Origin of the sequence: Bacteroides sp. AM16-13 (assembly GCF_003602705.1) — a bacterium.
GTDB classification, from domain to species: Bacteria; Bacteroidota; Bacteroidia; order Bacteroidales; family Bacteroidaceae; genus Bacteroides; species Bacteroides xylanisolvens.
The window spans coordinates 188,551-206,875 of sequence record NZ_QTLK01000004.1; the positions used below are offsets into that span (position 1 = coordinate 188,551).

Genomic DNA, 18,325 nt, shown 5'->3' on the forward strand with positions numbered 1-18,325 from the left:
ATATATCCATGATGAAACAACTTTTTATTAAATTTGGAGTGACAACTCTATTTTCTCTTTTGTGTTCAACATTCCTTCATGCGCAAGTCGTAACAGATGAGCGGATGTTTTCTTTTGAAGAACCACAAATTCCGGATTGTATATCCAGCACTCATTCTCAACTGTCAGTATCCGATGTGCATTATAAAGACGGAAAACATTCGTTGGAATGGACATTTGAACCAGGTGGTGTATTGGAACTTAAAAAAGACTTGAAGTTTGAAAAGAAAGATCCGACTGGCAAGGATTTATACCTTTCAGCTTTTATTGTGTGGGTTTACAATGAAGAACCCCAAGATGCAACCATCGAATTTGAGTTTTTGAAAGACGGTAAAAAATGTACTTCTTTTCCTTTTGGTATCAATTTCACTGGCTGGCGTGCCGCATGGGTCTGCTATGAGAGGGATATGCAAGGCACACCGGAGGAAGGGATGAATGAACTTAGTATTGTAGCTCCAAATTCAAAAGGTCGTCTTTTCATCGACCATTTAATTACATCCACTAAAGTAGACGCACGTCAACAAACAGCCGATTTGCAGGTGCCTTTTGTGAATAAAGGAACGACCAATCATTGGCTGGTGATTTATAAACATTCTCTTTTAAAACCGGATATTGAACTAACTCCTGTAGGCGACAAGCAACGGGAAGAGATGCAACTGTTAGAGAAGCGTTTTCGTGATATGATCTACACGCAAGGCAAGATCACAGATAAAGAGGTTGAGAATATTCGCAAGAAATATGATTTCTATCAGATCACTTACAAAAATGGTCAGGTTTCGGGAATACCTATCTATATGGTACGTGCCGCCGAAGCTTATGAACGAATCATTCCGGATTGGAACAAGGATATGCTCACTAAGATGGGTGTGGAAATGCGTGCTTACTTCGATCTGATGAAAAAAATAGCTGTTGCATATAATAATAGTACGGCGAAACCGGTGATTCGGGAAGAAATGAAGAAGAAGTTTTTAGCAATGTACGATCACATAACCGATCAGGGCGTTGCTTATGGTAGTTGTTGGGGAAATATCCATCATTACGGGTATAGTGTTCGCGGCCTGTACCTGGCATATTTCTTGATGAAAGATGTGCTTAGGGAAGCAGGCAAACTCCAAGAAGCCGAACGGACATTACGCTGGTATGCGATTACTAACGAGGTGTATCCCAAACCGGAAGTTGACGGAATTGATATGGACTCTTTCAATACACAGACCACAGGGCGTATTGCCAGTATTCTAATGATGGAAGATACACCGGAGAAACTGCAATACTTACGGTCTTTCTCTCGTTGGATTGATTATGGTTGCCGTCCTGCACTGGGGCTGTCCGGTTCATTTAAAGTGGACGGAGGTGCTTTCCATCATCGCAATAACTATCCGGCTTATGCCGTAGGCGGACTGGATGGGGCAACAAACATGATTTATCTTCTTAGCCGGACGGAATTTGCTGTTTCCAAGTTGGCTCATGAAACGGTGAAGAATGTATTGCTGACCATGCGCTTTTATTGCAATAAACTGAATTTCCCTCTTTCTATGTCCGGTCGTCATCCGGATGGAAAAGGTAAACTGGTTCCTATGCATTTTGCCATGATGGCTTTAGCCGGTTCTCCCGATGGAAAGGCGGAATATGATAGTGAAATGGCTTCTTCTTATCTTCGTTTGATTTCAAATTCGGGCGTTGAGAATGATGCTCCCGAATATATGCCCAAAGTTTCAAATGCTGAAGAACGCAAAGCGGCAAAGCTTCTGATAGAGAAAGGTTTCCGTCCGGAACCGGACCCACAGGGGAATATAGCAATGGGCTATGGTTGTATCTCTGTTCAACGTCGCAGTAACTGGTCTGCCGTGGCCCGTGGACATTCCCGTTATTTATGGGCGGCTGAACATTATTTGGGAGCGAATTTATATGGTCGCTATCTGGCACACGGCAGTTTGCAGATATTGACTGCTGCACCTGGGCAGACAGTGACTCCGGCCACTAGTGGTTGGCAGCAGGAAGGTTTTGACTGGAACCGTATCCCGGGAGTCACATCTATTCATTTGCCATTGGAACAATTGCAGGCTAAAGTGCTCAATGTAGACCGTTATTCGGGAATGGAAGAAATGCTTTATTCAGATGAAGCTTTTGCAGGAGGATTGTCTCAACAGAAGGTGAATGGTAACTTCGGAATGAAGCTGCACGAGCACGACAAGTATAACGGATCGCACCGGGCACGTAAATCTTACCATTTCATCGATGGAATGATTGTCTGCCTTGGATCGGATATTGAAAATGCAGATACGGAATTCCCCACTGAAACGACTATCTTCCAATTGGCAGTCACAGATAAGGCGGGACATGACTATTGGAAAAATTATCAGGAAGATAAGAAAGTATGGGTAGATCATTTGGGAACAGGTTATTATGTTCCGACAGCCATTCGGTTTGAGAAAAACTTCCCTCAACATTCGCGAATGCAGAATACGGGAAAGGAAACAAAGGGTGATTGGGTTTCTTTGGTAGTAGATCATGGAAAGGCGCCGAAAAACGGAAGGTATGAATATGCTGTTTTGCCTCAAACGAATGAAACCGCGATGAAGAAGTTTGCGAAAAAGCCAACTTATAAAGTATTGCAGCAAGACCGGAAGGCGCATATTGTAGCGTCCGCTTCCGAGCAGATTGTTTCTTATGTATTGTTTGAAACTCCTGAAACAACGTTGCCGGGTGGTCTGTTGCAGCGTGTGGATACTTCCTGCCTGGTTATGACTCATAAAGAATCTGCTGATAAGATTAAACTGACGGTAGCACAACCTGATTTGGCTTTGTATCGCGGTCCAAGTGACGAAGCGTTTGACAAAGACGGGAAGCGGATTGAACGTAGTATCTACTCTCGTCCGTGGGTTAATAATGGAAGTAGTGAAATACCGTTGACTGTGACCATAAAAGGCCGATGGAATGTGGAAGAAACTCCCTATTGTACGGTAGTCTCCTCCAATGAAAAGCAAACAATCTTGCAATTCAGTTGCAAAGATGGTGCTAGCTTTGAAGTGGAACTAAAGAGATAAGAAGTCAGGCAGTCAGAAAATGTTTTGTTTCCCTTTGTATAAGCGTGGTTTCCAAAGCTTTGAAACTGTTGTTTCTAGCCGCAGAAACTTTAGTTTCTACAAAGGGAAACTTTGGTTTCAAGCGTATGAAACTCTAGTTTCAAGTAAGGAAACCAAAAGTTTCAAATAGCGAAACGATTGGTTTCTCGGTGTGAACTAATCGTTTCCCGTAATGAAACAAAGGTTGTATATAAGTGAAGTAAATATGACTGTTGGGGCTCCCGTAATGAATGTCTCCGATTAATGAAATGTAGTTTGCTGTTTTCGGTGACAGCAATATTGTCATCACAATGCTGTCACCGATTGCTGTCACAATGCTAATCGTTTATAATCAAATCATTAGGTAGTAATCGGTGACAGGTGACAGATATATAATCAAAAGAATTGTGTAGAGAGAGATTAGAACATGAACATGGCAACAGCAACAATGCGGTTGTTGCATACGGCATGAGTATCTCTGATTTTTCCGTTGGAGGCATTGAGTGAACCATACCATGCAGAGCTTAAGGTATATTCCAAACCGAATTTCCAGTGGGGAACATTGTAGGTCAGTTCTGCCCCTGCTGTTACTAACTGATCGAGGTTTGTTCCCGTTCCATACACTTGAGCGTCAGTTCCATCTGGAGCATATAGTGCATCGCTTGTTCCCAAATTCTTAGCATAACCTACAAAAATTCCAGGTTTCCATTTCTTTCCGTAGACAACATTCAACCAAGAGCTGGAGAAACGTATGGGAGTATATTTTTGTTCTCCGGTGTGCTCGTCAACTGACTTAATGCCGAATCCGCCTAATCCGGAGGCTTGTGTAAGATTGGAACCTAATACACTTTTTGCGGCAATGAACCAGGCTTTATGAGTATATTTCGCATGGGCCTCGTAAGAAAGGGTAGTTATGCGTTCGTTTATTTTATATTGATCTCCGTTCGCTCCCCAAGCATGTATGCGTGGCTTTAATGATAATAATTCAATGCCGACACCTGCCAATAAGCCGTCTTTCTTGTAGTCAGCTCCTACATATATCTCCGGGATGCAACCATTCTTTAAGTATTCATGACTTTTTTTACTCTCTTTCGGTTTGTCAGGATTGATACCTTGTGAAGTGTATTGTGATTGCCATACTGCTGCTCCGGTAAGTTGGAAATTCTTGTTTGTATAGCGATAACGAATTTGAGGTGCACGACTAAATGGTTGGAACGGTGCTCCTACGGAGAGATTAAGAATCTGTGGAGACACATCTCCAAATAACGGATGCCAAGTCTGCCCGAGCAATACAGCCGATTTTCCCCAATCCAGATTCAAATAAGCATGGCGAAGTCGAATGACCGAATAAGAGGTACCTGTACCACGGAAGTCAACCTCTACTTTGGCAGATGTCTTGGCCGTCCCCAGCTTCGGACCGGCAATGTCTACTCCGAGACGTGAATACAAGGTATAGAAATTGCTGTTGGGCGTTGAGTTCAAATCATTCCCATCCGGATCACGTACCTTATCTTTCGGATACATATAAAACAATCCGTCTACGGTCTCTTCATTAGCACGACTATTATAATAAAAGTCAGTACGGATTTGTCCGTAGAATTTGAACTTGAAATCCTGCATTTGTGCGAAACTGCCCGATACGATTATCAGGCAAAGAAATAAGAGAATGTACTTTTTCATAATGTGCTTGTTTATAAACGGGCGCAAAATTACACAAAATTACTGGCAATTAATCTATCGTTGGTTAAAAAAGGCATGAACTGCTTGAGTATATTTGTGGAGGTTGGTGCTTTTATGAATAGCTTTCAATAATTTCCTGTCTGCATTTGGTAGTAGGTATTCCCAAAAAGCTTTCATCTTGTTCAAAATCTGCAAGTCTCCTCCTTTTAGCTGTTCTATATATTCCTCGTATACGTATGTGTGCATAGATTGTATTTTTTCTTTCATTTCATCGAATTCAAGTGTGCGGTTTTGCTGATACTCCCATGCTAGCGCCGGGTTAGCGAGCAATCCTCGTCCTATCATCATTCCGGCTAATCTGGGAAATTGTTCCTGAATACGGTGAATATCTTCTATATGGTTAATGTCCCCATTATAAATGAGCGGGTGTTTACATACATGCTGAAAAGCCTCGAATGCTTTAAGATCAACTTCTCCTTTATATTGTTGTTTTCCTAGGCGTGGATGCATAACGACTTGTCGTAAAGGTAACTCGTTGATAATCGGAGCCAGTTTGAGACATTCTTCCGGATCTTCCCAACCAAGTCTCATCTTGATGGAGAAGCTTATTTGCGGATATTTCGTAATCAGGCTAAGTAACGCTTGCACTTCTTCGGGATAGGGAAGAATACCGGAGCCATTGTGGCGTTTGGCTAATATGGGAAAAGGACATCCCATATTAATATCGGCTTCCTTATATCCCTTTTCAATGAATAGGGATAAAATCTTTTCTGCCTTTTCAGCAGTAGGGGCTATCAATTGGGGAATCAGATGCGGAACCTGATTATTCCCGGGTTCGATTCCTCGGACGTCTCTATGGCGGAAGGTGCCTTTCTCAAGTCGTACAAATGGAGTGTAATAAGCGTCTATACCTCCAAAGCAGGCCGCATGAGCATTACGGTAAATCACGTCGGTGTAACCTTGTAATGGGGCAAAATGAATAGGAAGAGTCTTTTGCATTGTTTTTATTTTTGTGCAAACTTATATATAAATGTTGATTTATACGCTAGTTGAGTAAAGAAAAATATTTTTTCGGAGGAGAAGAAAGGGAAGAAGGTGAAAAGATATGGTAAAAGTAAAAGAGAGGAACCTCGCGGACCCTCTCTTTTTAATGTTAAATTGATTAAAGTCTGATTTTTATAAACGTTTTCTATGATTGAAGGTTAGAAAAATTGGGGGATATACTATTATTCTACAACGTTTATAGTCAGTTCACGTACTACTTGACCACCTTGATGGACGTAGTTTGCATTGTTGGCTACGAAGGTAGCGGTGTATGTCCCGGCTTCTTCGTAGGTATGTGAGTATATCTCTAATGTTTGCGAGATATTCTTGATGCTTTGTCCTGCATCCGGATAGCAAGTACCCAGCAAGACGGGAGCCGAGATAAGCCAAGTGTCTGCTTTTGTTGTTCCTTTACTTCCTCCTGCGATTTGTATTCTGGTAGGTGTGGTGGTACTCCAGAAGTCAGGGATTTGTCCGTCAACAAGCAAATATGGATATTTTTTTATGTTCTCTTCACTGTTTAGGTCCTCATCCGGCATTTTCTCATTTCCCAATGCCTTCTTAAGAACTTTTTTGTGACTGTCATTTAGCTTCGTTAAATCATATACGAGATTTAGCGGTGAGAAACCGAAATCTTTTGCATTAACCGTATTCCCTTTGCCGTTTGTGAACATCAAGTCAATATTCATATCCATGATGTTGAGCTGTGGCATTGTATTTGAGTTATCAATGGGGTTATAGTGAACCGCTATTGTTATTTCTTTAGCAAGATAAGAAGATAATTCGAATGTAAAAGTTTTGCTGGATTCTGCTGTCTCGCTAGTGCTGTTCGGTTTGGTTGGAAGTTCTTCCTGTGCAAATACCTCTGTCCATTCACAGTTTTCTACAGTTTGTTTATCTTGATCTACATTACTGCCGTTTATGCCATTAAATTGGTCGGAAACGAGTACATGAGTAGAGCCTTTAATTGTGCTTGCGTTTCCATATCTATACCAAATGCGGAAACTAAGTTCACACTTTTCAATATCCTCTACTTTCATTTCTGTACGGTTCCGATGTTTGTATTCATGACCTATTTCTCCACTGAAGAAAGTGATAAAGTCAGGGTCTCCATTAAAGCTGAACGTTACCGGACTGCCTTTTTTGACAGTTACAGTGTTACCGTTAAAGCTGACATTGTTGTCTGTCACCACACCCACTTCCATTGCTGTTTCTTCTTTTAATTCCTTGTCGCATGAAGCGAGACACAGTCCGGCAAAAGCGATAGTCATCAAACTTTTATATATTGTTTTCATATCCTTTTCTTTTTAAAGTTAATAAGCGATTTACCAACCCGGATTATTCGTTTTGATAGCACCGTTTGATCCTATTTCATTCGCAGGAATCGGGAAATAGTTGTAAGACTTCGGAATATTGAAGTAAGTATATACATTGATTCCGAACTTCCAGGATTCATCAGTTTGAGCTTTACTTACTTGTTCCTGCATCAGTTTGTAATAGTCTCCCCAGCGGATCAGATCGAAGCGTCGTGTATATTCGAAACAAAGTTCCATAGCCCGTTCATCTTTGATAGCCTCACGGAAATTGGTTTCATCCAGATTCTCTTGAAGTTTACTGATCCCGGCGCGCTCTCTTACTGCATTGATACATTCATAAGCCAGATCATTAGGACCATGGTTGACTTCATTTTCTGCCTCTGCAATCATTAGCAGAATGTCCGAGTAGCGGAGAAGAGGGAAGTTGATAGAAGTATCGTTCTTGCTTTTCTTATCTGCTTCATATTCTCTACGATATTTGGCAGCAGCCCTGTTGCGGTTCTTATTGGCATCATTCTTCGATTCGCGATCACCGTAAGTAGAACCCGGATTTGTTTTACCATAGCTGAAGGATTTGTCCCAATATTGTTGTTCCACTTCGTCTCTTTTTCCTTTCACAAATTCACGACCATCTACCGGAGTCCCTTCTCCTGCAGATTGGGTATATGTGAATGGAGCGATATTCCAGTTACAACGGTCAATGTCATTATTGGCTTCATATAGTTCCAGAAGTTTAGGAGTACTCCAGATAAAAGCGTATGCGTAACCCGGATCACCTTTACCGGTAATGGATGATTTGGAAGAAAGGTCTTTGCCCGGAATACCGATGATATTACCAATTCTGCCTTCTGCACGTACATCAGTAGAACGATTACCTGCAAATTCTACTTCCCAGATACTTTCATTGGCTTTAGCGCCATCCTTATTGAGAGCAGTGTTATACTTATCAGAGCAAATGTCGATAAAGAAATCCCAATATTTGGCAGTCAGTGAATGACCTTCATTCTTGACTAACTGTGCATAGTAGCTTGCTTTCTTGAAATATTCTGTAATCTCAGCACTAGTCGTATTGTTGGCCAAACCCACTTCTTTGTCACGTTTAGGTTCGCCGGCTCTGAACATATATACACGCGCCAACATTCCCCAAGCTGCCGATTTGGAAACACGTCCCGGCAAATAGTTCAGATCTTGAGCAGATTTGAGATCCTCGGCAGAACCATACATTTCTTTGATGATGAAGTCGTAAATCGTCTGTTTGTCTGTCCGCGGAATGGAGAGGTTAAAAGCATCTTCCGTAGAAGTGGTCTTGAAGGGCACGTCTCCCCAACCTTCTACCAAAGTGAAATAATAAAATGCGCGTAAGAAACGAGCTTCCGCTTTGTACTGTTTACGAGTTTCGTCGTTCATGTCGGGCACAGCATCTATATTCTCCAAGAAAATATTGGCTCTGTTGATTCCGGCATATAGCGTATACCATAATGCTGCGACGGCAGGGTCACTTGTATTGGCATTGTTACAGATCAAACCACTCTTATTAGGACCACGGTTGGCACCACCATAATGTCCCAGATCGTCGCCACCTATAAGGTATAAGTATTCGTTCCCATAAAACGGACTTTGTCCCAAGATAGCATAAGTTCCTGTCAGCCATGAGGCTGCGTCCGCTTCATTCTTGAAGTAGTTTTCAGGAGTAGTGTACGTCGGATCTTTCTCCAGGAAATCGCAGGAAGTCAGGTTAAGTCCGACAAGAAGTGATATGATGATTATCTTTATTGTTTTCATATACGTAATTGTTTGAAGGATGATTGATTAGAAACCTAAGTTTATACCAAAACTGATAGAGTAGGCTCTCGGATAAGCGGAGAAGTCCAGTCCCGGAGTCAGTGCGCCTTCACGGATCGATACTTCCGGGTCATAACCGGAATATCCTGTACATGTCCATAGATTTTGACCGGCAACGAATACACGTGCATTGTCTATCTTCCATTTCTTGGTCAGTTGTTTCGGCAGTGTATATCCTAAAGATACGGTTTTCAGACGAAGGAAAGAGCCATCTTCGATAATGCGTGTAGAAAACACTTTGTTAGAACCGGAGTCGGTAGCTCTCGGAATATTACTATTCGGATTTTCCGGTGTCCAGCGGTCTGCGTAACTTGCATATTGATTCAAGTCGCGTGCCTTATTGCTATTTTCGAAGAATAAGCGGTTGGCATTCAAAACATCGTTTCCGTATGACCATTGGAAGAAAATACTCAAGTCGAATCCTTTGTATTCGAAGTTGTTGGTGAATCCGCCTGTATGCTTCGGCATACCATTACCGATCATAGTGCGGTCGTTGTCGTCGATGATACCGTCGCCATTCAAGTCTGCGTATTTCGGCATACCCGGTTGTGTATTACTCTCGGAAGAGAAATACGGAACATTGCGTTTCAGCGTATATGTATCACCCGCTTTATCGAAATCTTCATATTTGTATGTACCTTCATAAATGAATCCGTACATCATTCCCATCGGATAACCCACCTTGGCGATGTAACTATATTGTGAGTTGTAGTTCTGGTCGAACTTGGCTGCACTCAACAAGGAGGATTGGTTTTCGGCCAATTCTAATACTTTATTCTTGTTAAATGCAATATTGAAGTTAGTAGTCCATGAGAAATTACGGTTTTTGATATTGGTAGTGTTCAATGTGAACTCGATACCCTGGTTGCGTACTTTTCCTACATTTTTCATGGCACTGAAGTAGCCGGAAGAGGTGGGGAGTGCAGTATTCAGCAACAAATCACGAGTTGTCTTGTGATACCAGTCCACAGTCACTCCGATACGTTCGTCAAGGAAGCCCAAGTCCAGCCCCAGGTTCCACTGTTCGGTAGTCTCCCATTTCAGTTTTCTGTTTCTTAAGGAAGTGGGCACTGTACCTACACTTGTCAGACTGTTTTCGAATGGGTATACACCACTCGGAACGCTACCGATTGAGATATAGTCTCCGACTTTTTCTTTCAATATCTGATATAAAGCGTATGTGTCATATTCGCCTACACGGTTGTTACCGGTCAATCCCCAGCTTGCTCTCAATTTACCGGAGGAAACGACAGATTTCAGTGGTTTCATAAAATCTTCCTCCATGAATCCCCAAGCTAATGAACCAGAAGGGAAGTAACCGAAGCGGTTATCACCGCGGAACTTGGAAGAACCGTCGGAGCGGAAAGAAACCGTTGCATAATACAATGATTTATAGTTATAATTCAAACGTCCCAGGAAAGAAAGCATTGACCAGGAGCTCTTTAACGATTTGGTTGTGCTGGGGGTTCCTTCACTCATTCCTGCCATGCCGAGTGCTTCATTGGGAATCTGTACAGTCTTGTATGAATAGTATTCATAGTCGGAGTTTTGCAAGGTCACACCTACCATGCTGTTAAAGAAATGTTTCCGTTTGATATTTGTCTGATAGGTAAGAATGTTTTCATTCAACCATGTTGCACGTTGAGAGTGGTAGATTTCAGCATTTACCTTATCGGCCGATTTGGGATTACCATAACGGGTCTTTGAATTATTGAATGTTTCTCCTTTACGGGTGTCGAACGTGTAACCGCCGGAAATCTTCAACTTCAATCCTTTGATGAATTCATATTCTGCAAATCCGTTGAACTGGATATAGTTGGCATACGTCTTGCGATACTCGTTTTTCAAGGACATGATAGGATTGAAACGATAGTCGTTGGTATTGTTGATCGCATCGTCCATGATGTTATCCATCAACGAACTTAATGGTCTGTCCGGTTCAGTCACAGGACGATATCCCCATACACTATAGAATAGGTTATTCATACCACTGTATGAGTTTTGGGAAGGAGAACCACCGGTAGTTGTGGTACTTGAATAGTTGGTAGTCAGATATATCTTCAGTTTTTTCTTTTGGATGGTAGTACCCATACGGCCTTGTATACGTTTATAGTTTGATTCCAATAGGATACCATCCTGGTCATAATAAGATAAGGAAGCGTTATAGCGTACTCCTTCCGAACCACCTGTCAGGCTGACATTATGGCTTTGCATCCATGCGCTGCGGAAGATTTCATCCTGCCAGTTATATTGCGGGATATTCCTATAATCTTCCAGTCCCCATTTCTTACCGTCATAATTCATGAAGTAGGTAGTTTCCATATCTTTGGGACTACGTTCTGCCTGTAATGCAACGAATTCGTATGCATCCATCATTGGAATAGTCTTGGTGATATGCTGAATACCGAAACTTCCGTCATATTTAATTTTAGGTTGGCCGATTGTTCCTTTCTTGGTTGTAATCATTACGACACCATTAGCGCCACGAGCACCGTATATCGCGGTAGCGGAGGCATCTTTCAGAAAGTCGAGTGACTCGATGTCGTTTTGGTTAATGGCTGCAGCTACTGAAGGGTCCTCCACCGGGAAACCATCAATAACATAAAGAGGAGAGTTGTCTTGCGTCAATGAGTTGTTACCACGGATGACGATGTTCATCTGTCCGCCCGGCATACCTTCGCCCGAACTTACATTGACACCGGCAATACGTCCGCCCAATGTCTCACCGAAAGAGGCGGTCGGAGTGCTAAGCAGTTCTGCCATACTGGCTTTGGCAACAGAACCCGTCAGATCCTTTTTGCGTATTTCCTGATAGCCGACCACTACTACTTCGTCCAACGTCTTTGTGTCTTCCTTTAATGTGATGACCATTGGCTTTTGAGTGTCCACCTTCATTTCTACAGTGACATAACCAATGAAAGAAATAACCAATATTGAATTCTTATTGGGTACGTTAAAAGCAAATTTACCATCAAGGTCAGTGATTGTTCCTTGCGAAGTACCTTTTACCTGAACACTGGCTCCCGGCACTCCTTCTCCTAAGTTATCCTTCACTGTACCTTTAACAAGTACTTGTGCAAGTACAAAAGAAACAGAAAATAAGATCAGTCCGATAGAGGAAAGAAGCCTTTTTCTAGTTTGAGTGGATAAATGTTTTTTCATATATTAAAAATTAAGTGATTTATTGAATCTACGTTTGCAAAGATAGACGGATTGAATCTTCTTATATGGATAGAATTATTCAAGATTGGTGCAAAATCATACAATTTTTCTGTTCTCATATATCTATTTCTCTTTTACGGATTTCAGTAATTCGGATAACTCTTTCACTATGTCGAAATGTTGCTTTGCGACATTGGTTTTCTCCGATGGATCGGAGGATAAATCGTAAAGTTGAGGCTGTTTGTCGTTGCCTAACTCCATTCCTGTCCAGTATTCGATAGCAGGGCTGTCACTCGGCTCGATGTATTTCCATTGACCTTTAATAATGGCAAGTGTATTATTGAGATTCTGTTGAACGACATACTCACGGTTTGTATTATTTTTGCCGAGGAGAACGTTCAGATGCTCCTGACTGTCGGGGGCAGCTCCCTTGCGTAAAGGCTGGTTCAGAAGCGAAGCGAGTGATGCGTACACATCTATCTGGGAAAAAAGTGCTTGCTGTTTGTTCGGCTTTATCTGGGCTGGCCAGCGAACGATAAACGGGACACGTGTACCAGCTTCATAAGCACTGTATTTTCCACCACGGTAAATACCCATCGGCGTATGTCCGTTGAGAAGTTCGTAAGCTTGGTCTTGATAACCGTCGTCTATGACAGGACCGTTGTCGCTGGTAAAAATCAAGATGGTATTGTCTGCAATATGGAGACTGTCCAGCGTATGCATGATTTCACCGATGGTCCAGTCCAGTTGCAGGATGACATCACCACGGGTGCCTAGTCCGCTTTTACCTGCAAAACGTGGATGGGGGATGCGTGGTACGTGTACGTCTTGCGTGCCCATATATAAAAAGAAGGGTTCTTCCTGATGGGATGCGATAAAGTTCTTTGCTTTATTAGTAATGATGTCGGCTATGTCTTCATCCTTCCAAAGGGCGGACTTCCCGCCAGTCATCCATCCGATGCGGGGGATGCCGTTGATAATTGTATTGTTGTGTCCTTGGCTGGGTTTCAAGGTTACGAGTTCCGGATTCTCTTCCCCCGTAGGCCAATTGCCGACTTTATGGTCGTAGCTTACGGTGATAGGATCATTAGCGTCAAGTCCTACGACGTGTCCGTTCTCTACAAATACACATGGCACACGGTCTACAGTGGCGGGAATAATAAATTCGTAGTCAAAGCCGATACTCTGTGCGTTGGGAGTAATTCGGTTATTGAAATCAGTACCACCTTTCGGACCGAGTCCCAGATGCCATTTACCCACTGCACCGGTTGCATATCCTGCATCTTTCAGCATATCCGCCATAGTGACACAGGCTGTATCAATGATGAGTTCAGAGTTACCGGGGGCGATTCCTGTGTTTTCCTGCCTCCAGGGATACATACCTGTCAGAAGTCCGAAACGGGAAGGAGTACTGGTGGCGGAAGTTGCATAAGCATTGGTGAATTGTATTCCTTGTCCTGCCAGTCGGTCAATGTTGGGGGTGCTCACTTTTGTTGCTCCGTAACAACTCAAGTCACCGATGCCGAGATCGTCTGCGAATATATAAATAATGTTAGGCTTTTGGTTATTCTGTCCATTACTTTTTGGGGGTACATGATTGCATCCTGACAACATGACGATGCCGGACAATAGGGGAAGTAGACGCGAAACGTTTTTCATACTGCTGAATGTTTTAGGAAATAATGTAATGAACACAAAGATAAGCGATTGGAAGAAAAAGAGTGAGTAGGAATGTACAAGTGAAGTACAAAATAGTACACTTTAGAGATCCCTTGCTTTGTTCGGGTTAAGAAACCATAACACCTTCGATTGGGGCTGTGTATGGCTGGTGTTGTGCCACCCTGTTGTCACAGTTGTGCCAGTACGATGGCACAACTGTGACAACAAGGTGACACTATGGTGGTATTGGAGTGTTTGTTTAAGCCGGATCCTTCAATCATTTTCAATTACTGACTTTCATTCATAAGAGATTATTTTGCAAGGGGTGCTTAATATGGTTGACTATCGGCTAATCTGTTTCTTCCTTATCTCCTTCTTCTTCGTTTTCTTCTCCTTTACGATAAGCCAGCGGACTGACGTGATAAATCTCCTTGAAGCATTTACTGAAATAGCGTGAGGAGGAGAATCCGATCCGGTCAGAAATTTCCGTAATATTCAGTTCCGGGTTATTCCGTAGCATGATAGCACCTTTTTTGAGACGTATACTTAGGATGAAGTCATTCGGAGTCTGGCCTGTGACTGCTTTCAGTTTGGTGAACAGGTTCGTACGTGCCATACCCATTTCACGGGCGAAAATGTTGACATTGAAATCTGTATTGTCCAGATGACGTTCGATAATAGCCATTGCACGGTCGAGCATTTCCTTGTCCATCGGGTTGGTAGCCAGCATTTGGGCAAAAGCCTGCGGTTGCTTGCTGAACTTCTCTTGCAATAGCCGTCGGGAATTAACCAGATTATTGCAACGGGAAATCAGTAGGTTCGTATTAAACGGTTTCGTGATATAATCGTCCGCACCGATCTTCAATCCTTCGATGTTGTGTTCTATGGCAGTCCGTGCGGTTAGTAACACCACCGGGATGTGGCAGGTATTAAAGTCTGTCTTGATTTGTTTGCAAAGCTCCGTACCCGACATGCGTGGCATCACGACATCACTTAAAATGATGCTCGGCATATCTTTCTGTATCATCTCTAATGCTTCTACCCCGTCGGAAGCGGTGCTGACCTGATAGAATGTTTCGAAAATGCCGGCCAGCATTTGCTTGATAGACTCATTGTCTTCCACTATCAGCATTTTAGCGTCTTCAATGCGTTTATTGTCTTCCTCTTTCCATTCTGAATCAGGGATCATTTCTACTGAAGGAACAATTGTCTCTGTTTGCTGGATGGTTGCTTCTGTATCATCCTTCACAATCTGTTCTTCTGTGAACTGCTCTTTGCCAAGTTTGAGGGTGATAATAAAACTGCTTCCTTTGCCCGGCTCGCTTTCCACCCGGATTGTTCCGTGATGGAGTTCCACAATACCTTTCGTCAATGCCAGTCCGATGCCTGTGCCGGCTCCGGTATTTAGCGAGTTGAGATGCTCGGTCTGATAGAAACGGTCGAAGATTTTATCAATTTCGGCAGCGGCGATACCCGTGCCGGTATCTTTTATTTCAATAATAGCGTGATCTTTTTCCTGCGATACGTTAATCGAAATTGTATCTTCGGCTTTTGTATGTTTTACCGCATTTGATAACAGGTTGTTTATCACTTTTTGCATTTGCTTCTGATCGTACCATACTTCAATATCATCTTTCTGTTTGTTGAATTTGAAGTTGATTTGCTTGCTGCTGGCATATTCGAGGAATAGCAGATAGTTTTCATACAGGAAGCTTACCAGATTGTGCTGGCTTACTTTAATCTTCATGTGTCCCTGTTCCTGTTTCCGGAAGTCGAGTAGTTCTGTAATCAGTTCACGTAATTGGAGGCTGTTTTTGTAAATTCCCAGTACCTTGCTATATATATTGGGAGTAAATGTTTGCACTTGCAACAATGTTTCTACCTGTCCCACGATCAGTGTTAACGGCGTGCGGAATTCGTGAGAGATGTTAGTGAAGAAACGGAGTTTCGATTGATTCAGTGCTTCAATATCTTCAATATGTTTCTTTTCGTATTTTAGAGATTCACGAAGTTTGATTCGCGAGTTATAGTTCTGAATGAGATACCACAACAGACTGATAGTGACAATGGTGTAAATCAAGTAAGCCCACCATGTCTCATACCAGGAAGGGAGCACGATGATTAGCAACCTTGCCTCTTTGATTCCTTCCCGTTGTGATTTGATGACGAGCGTATATTTGCCTGGATTCAGGTTTGTATAAGTGATAATCGTTTGTTTTCGGTAAGTATGGTTCCATTCATCCGAGAAACCTTCCAGTCGATAGAGAATCTCGTCTCTGTTGGCAGGGATGAAGTTGGAGGTGGCATACTCAAGGCTGAACATGGACTGGTTTGCTTTCAGGCTGATTTCCGGTGTATGGCAGATCGACTGTTTCAGGATTCCGGTTTCATCTCCCGGAATTACCTCTTTCCCATTGACAAACAGACGGGAAAGAATAATATTATAAGATTTAGGGGTGAAGTGTAGTTTCTTCTCCCAGAAAGAAATCATTCCTTGAATACCACCAAGGAATATTTCTCCGTCATGCGTCACAAATAGTGCGTTTTCATTGACAGCAGTCAACGGGAATCCATTCTCCGTACCATAATTATAGAACGTCTTGCCTGGATAATCGAACTGTGAGAATCCTTGATTGGTAATTAACAATAAGTCTCCTTTCTGTATAGATGATTCGCATACTTCGTAGATGCAGTCACTGGATAAACCGTCTTTCTGTACGTCAAAGTTCTCGAAATCATCACTTTCCTTGCGGTAACGGTCGAGACCGCTTCCGGAAGTGCAGAACCACAAATTGTCATTGCTGTCCTGCATGATGCTGTTGATATTGTTGTTGCTAAGACTGTTCGGATTGGCAGGGTCATGCAGGTATTTAGTTAGTTTACCGCTATCGAACCGATAAGAGTAAACCCCTTCTCCAGTGGCTGCAATCCATAGTGTGCTGTCTTTATCAATGCAAAGACTAGCTACCATACCAATACCTCTTCCTTCTTTTGTTTCCTTAAAAAGTTGTTGGCAAGTGCCTGTTATTGGATCGAAAAGGCAGATACCATTCTGTGTAGCAATAACCAGCTTGTCCTTATATGGTACAATGTCCCGGACAATATCTGAAGGTAGCGATGCTGGATCCCCTGCTTTCATTCGGTAGGCAGTGAAACGATTCGTGCGCAGGTCAAGCTTATTCAGACCACCCAAGTGGGTGCCTATCCACATAATTTCATGATTTCGGTCATAATAGATTGCTTTTACATTATTATGGGAAATACTGTTCTTGCCTTCTTCATGGCGATACCACCGATAGGTGTTATTCTTTCGGTCGTACACATTCACACCACCGCCTTCGGTACAAATCCATAGGTTCCCGCTCTTATCTTCTGTCATTCTGCCAACGATCGGACTACTTAGACCTTCTTTCTCTGTATCTCCGGTTTTGTAACGGGTATAAATTTCATATTCCGGGTTGAAATAATTAACACCTCCGAAGTAAGTACCCAACCAGATTGTTCCTTGCTCATCTTTTACGATACACCAGATGGAAGAGTGGGTGAGTCCGTCGGGGCTGTCATTATTGGCAGTATATAGATAGAATTTGCCTGTGCTTTTGTCATACCGGTTCAGACCGTGAAATGTTCCAATCCACAGGTTGCCTGTGTTGTCTTCACAACAGCTTCTTACAAAATCAGAGCAGAGACTATTCGCGTTTTTCGAGTCGTGGCGAAAGTTCTCGATATTTCCGTCTCTCTTTATATGGTAGAGTCCTTCTTCCCAACTGCCTATCCATAACTCTTTGGCAGAATCTTCATATATACTGGCAATATTACCTCTTGTGACAGGTTGTGAGATTTTTGTTTTATCTTCCGACAAGCAGTAAAGGCCACTACTGGTAGTTCCCATCCAAAGGTTTTTCTTTTCGTCCAAGTGTAGGCAGGAGAGGGTGATGTCTTTTCCGGCAAGATGATAGTAGAGATCGAAGTTACCCGTGCTTTCGTTATATACAAAAACTTCTTCTCTTTTGCCGATATATAATTTTTCATTGAAGTAAATAGCATCCACATTCCCTTGCAGCAATGTTTTGAATTTTTGCGTAGTCAGATCGAACTCTGCTACTCCATCAGTGCAAAGCAAGTATACTTTCCCGTTTTTGTTTCCGGTGATGCGCAGCACTGTATTGCTGAACAGACTGTTCGGATCATTTTTCTTAAGTTTGAAACTTTTGATATCGTTACCGTTATATCGGTTAAGTCCTTCACGCGTGCCGATCCATATAATTCCCCGTTCGTCAATATAAAGGCTGTTGACAGAGAACTGGGAAAGCCCGTCGTCCGTGGTCAAATGGCTGAAAGTGATGTTTTGACCTTGTGTGCGGACTGCGGCTACGCTTAAAAATAGCAGAAATAAAAGGATTGCTTTTCTCACTAATTTGTATTTTAAGGTGTTTACATCTATGCAAATATATTGTTTTTATTCGAAAGAGGCAATATTAGTCAGAAGTTTTATGAAGGGCACTGGATATCAGTATGCTA

8 protein-coding genes are annotated in these 18,325 nt (G+C 42.4%); 1 reads left to right on the forward strand and 7 read right to left on the reverse strand.

Translation table 11 applies throughout. The features are described from left to right. Positions 1-8 precede the first annotated feature (8 nt). Positions 9-3,083: a chondroitinase family polysaccharide lyase gene (locus DW173_RS04495; RefSeq protein WP_120143859.1), complete on the forward strand. Its 3,075-nt coding sequence runs from the start codon at positions 9-11 to the stop codon at positions 3,081-3,083. A 438-nt stretch (positions 3,084-3,521) separates the two neighbouring features. Here the strand turns inward: DW173_RS04495 and DW173_RS04500 are convergent, their stop codons facing one another. The 7 genes from DW173_RS04500 to DW173_RS04530 form a co-directional block, all read right to left on the reverse strand. Then, positions 3,522-4,781, reverse strand: a complete 1,260-nt coding sequence (locus DW173_RS04500) for a DcaP family trimeric outer membrane transporter (protein ID WP_120143861.1) — start codon at positions 4,779-4,781, stop codon at positions 3,522-3,524. Positions 4,782-4,835: 54 nt separating this feature from the next. Further along, positions 4,836-5,780: a tRNA-dihydrouridine synthase family protein gene (locus tag DW173_RS04505; protein ID WP_120143863.1), complete on the reverse strand. Its 945-nt coding sequence runs from the start codon at positions 5,778-5,780 to the stop codon at positions 4,836-4,838. 227 nt (positions 5,781-6,007) lie between these two features. Then, positions 6,008-7,120, reverse strand: coding sequence for a DUF5017 domain-containing protein (locus DW173_RS04510; protein WP_008023918.1), 1,113 nt, complete (start codon positions 7,118-7,120; stop codon positions 6,008-6,010). 30 nt (positions 7,121-7,150) lie between these two features. Continuing rightward, positions 7,151-8,923: a RagB/SusD family nutrient uptake outer membrane protein gene (locus DW173_RS04515; protein WP_120143864.1), complete on the reverse strand. Its 1,773-nt coding sequence runs from the start codon at positions 8,921-8,923 to the stop codon at positions 7,151-7,153. Positions 8,924-8,950: 27 nt separating this feature from the next. Further along, the gene (locus tag DW173_RS04520) at positions 8,951-12,145 is read right to left on the reverse strand and encodes a SusC/RagA family TonB-linked outer membrane protein (RefSeq protein ID WP_120143866.1); all 3,195 of its coding nucleotides are present in this window, start codon (positions 12,143-12,145) and stop codon (positions 8,951-8,953) included. 123 nt (positions 12,146-12,268) lie between these two features. Further along, complete coding sequence (locus tag DW173_RS04525) at positions 12,269-13,804, reverse strand: sulfatase family protein (protein ID WP_120143867.1); 1,536 nt, start codon at positions 13,802-13,804, stop codon at positions 12,269-12,271. A 349-nt stretch (positions 13,805-14,153) separates the two neighbouring features. After that, positions 14,154-18,218, reverse strand: coding sequence for a two-component regulator propeller domain-containing protein (locus DW173_RS04530; RefSeq protein ID WP_120143869.1), 4,065 nt, complete (start codon positions 18,216-18,218; stop codon positions 14,154-14,156). Positions 18,219-18,325: the final 107 nt, after the last annotated feature.

What these genes read in the sequence shown, in the direction of transcription:
- DW173_RS04510 (WP_008023918.1), bottom strand. Translation starts at nt 7,120, where the DNA reads ATGAAAACAATATATAAAAGTTTGATGACTATCGCTTTTGCCGGACTG.
- DW173_RS04520 (WP_120143866.1), bottom strand. Translation starts at nt 12,145, where the DNA reads ATGAAAAAACATTTATCCACTCAAACTAGAAAAAGGCTTCTTTCCTCT.
- DW173_RS04515 (WP_120143864.1), bottom strand. Translation starts at nt 8,923, where the DNA reads ATGAAAACAATAAAGATAATCATCATATCACTTCTTGTCGGACTTAAC.
- DW173_RS04495 (WP_120143859.1), top strand. Translation starts at nt 9, where the DNA reads ATGATGAAACAACTTTTTATTAAATTTGGAGTGACAACTCTATTTTCT.
- DW173_RS04505 (WP_120143863.1), bottom strand. Translation starts at nt 5,780, where the DNA reads ATGCAAAAGACTCTTCCTATTCATTTTGCCCCATTACAAGGTTACACC.
- DW173_RS04525 (WP_120143867.1), bottom strand. Translation starts at nt 13,804, where the DNA reads ATGAAAAACGTTTCGCGTCTACTTCCCCTATTGTCCGGCATCGTCATG.
- DW173_RS04500 (WP_120143861.1), bottom strand. Translation starts at nt 4,781, where the DNA reads ATGAAAAAGTACATTCTCTTATTTCTTTGCCTGATAATCGTATCGGGC.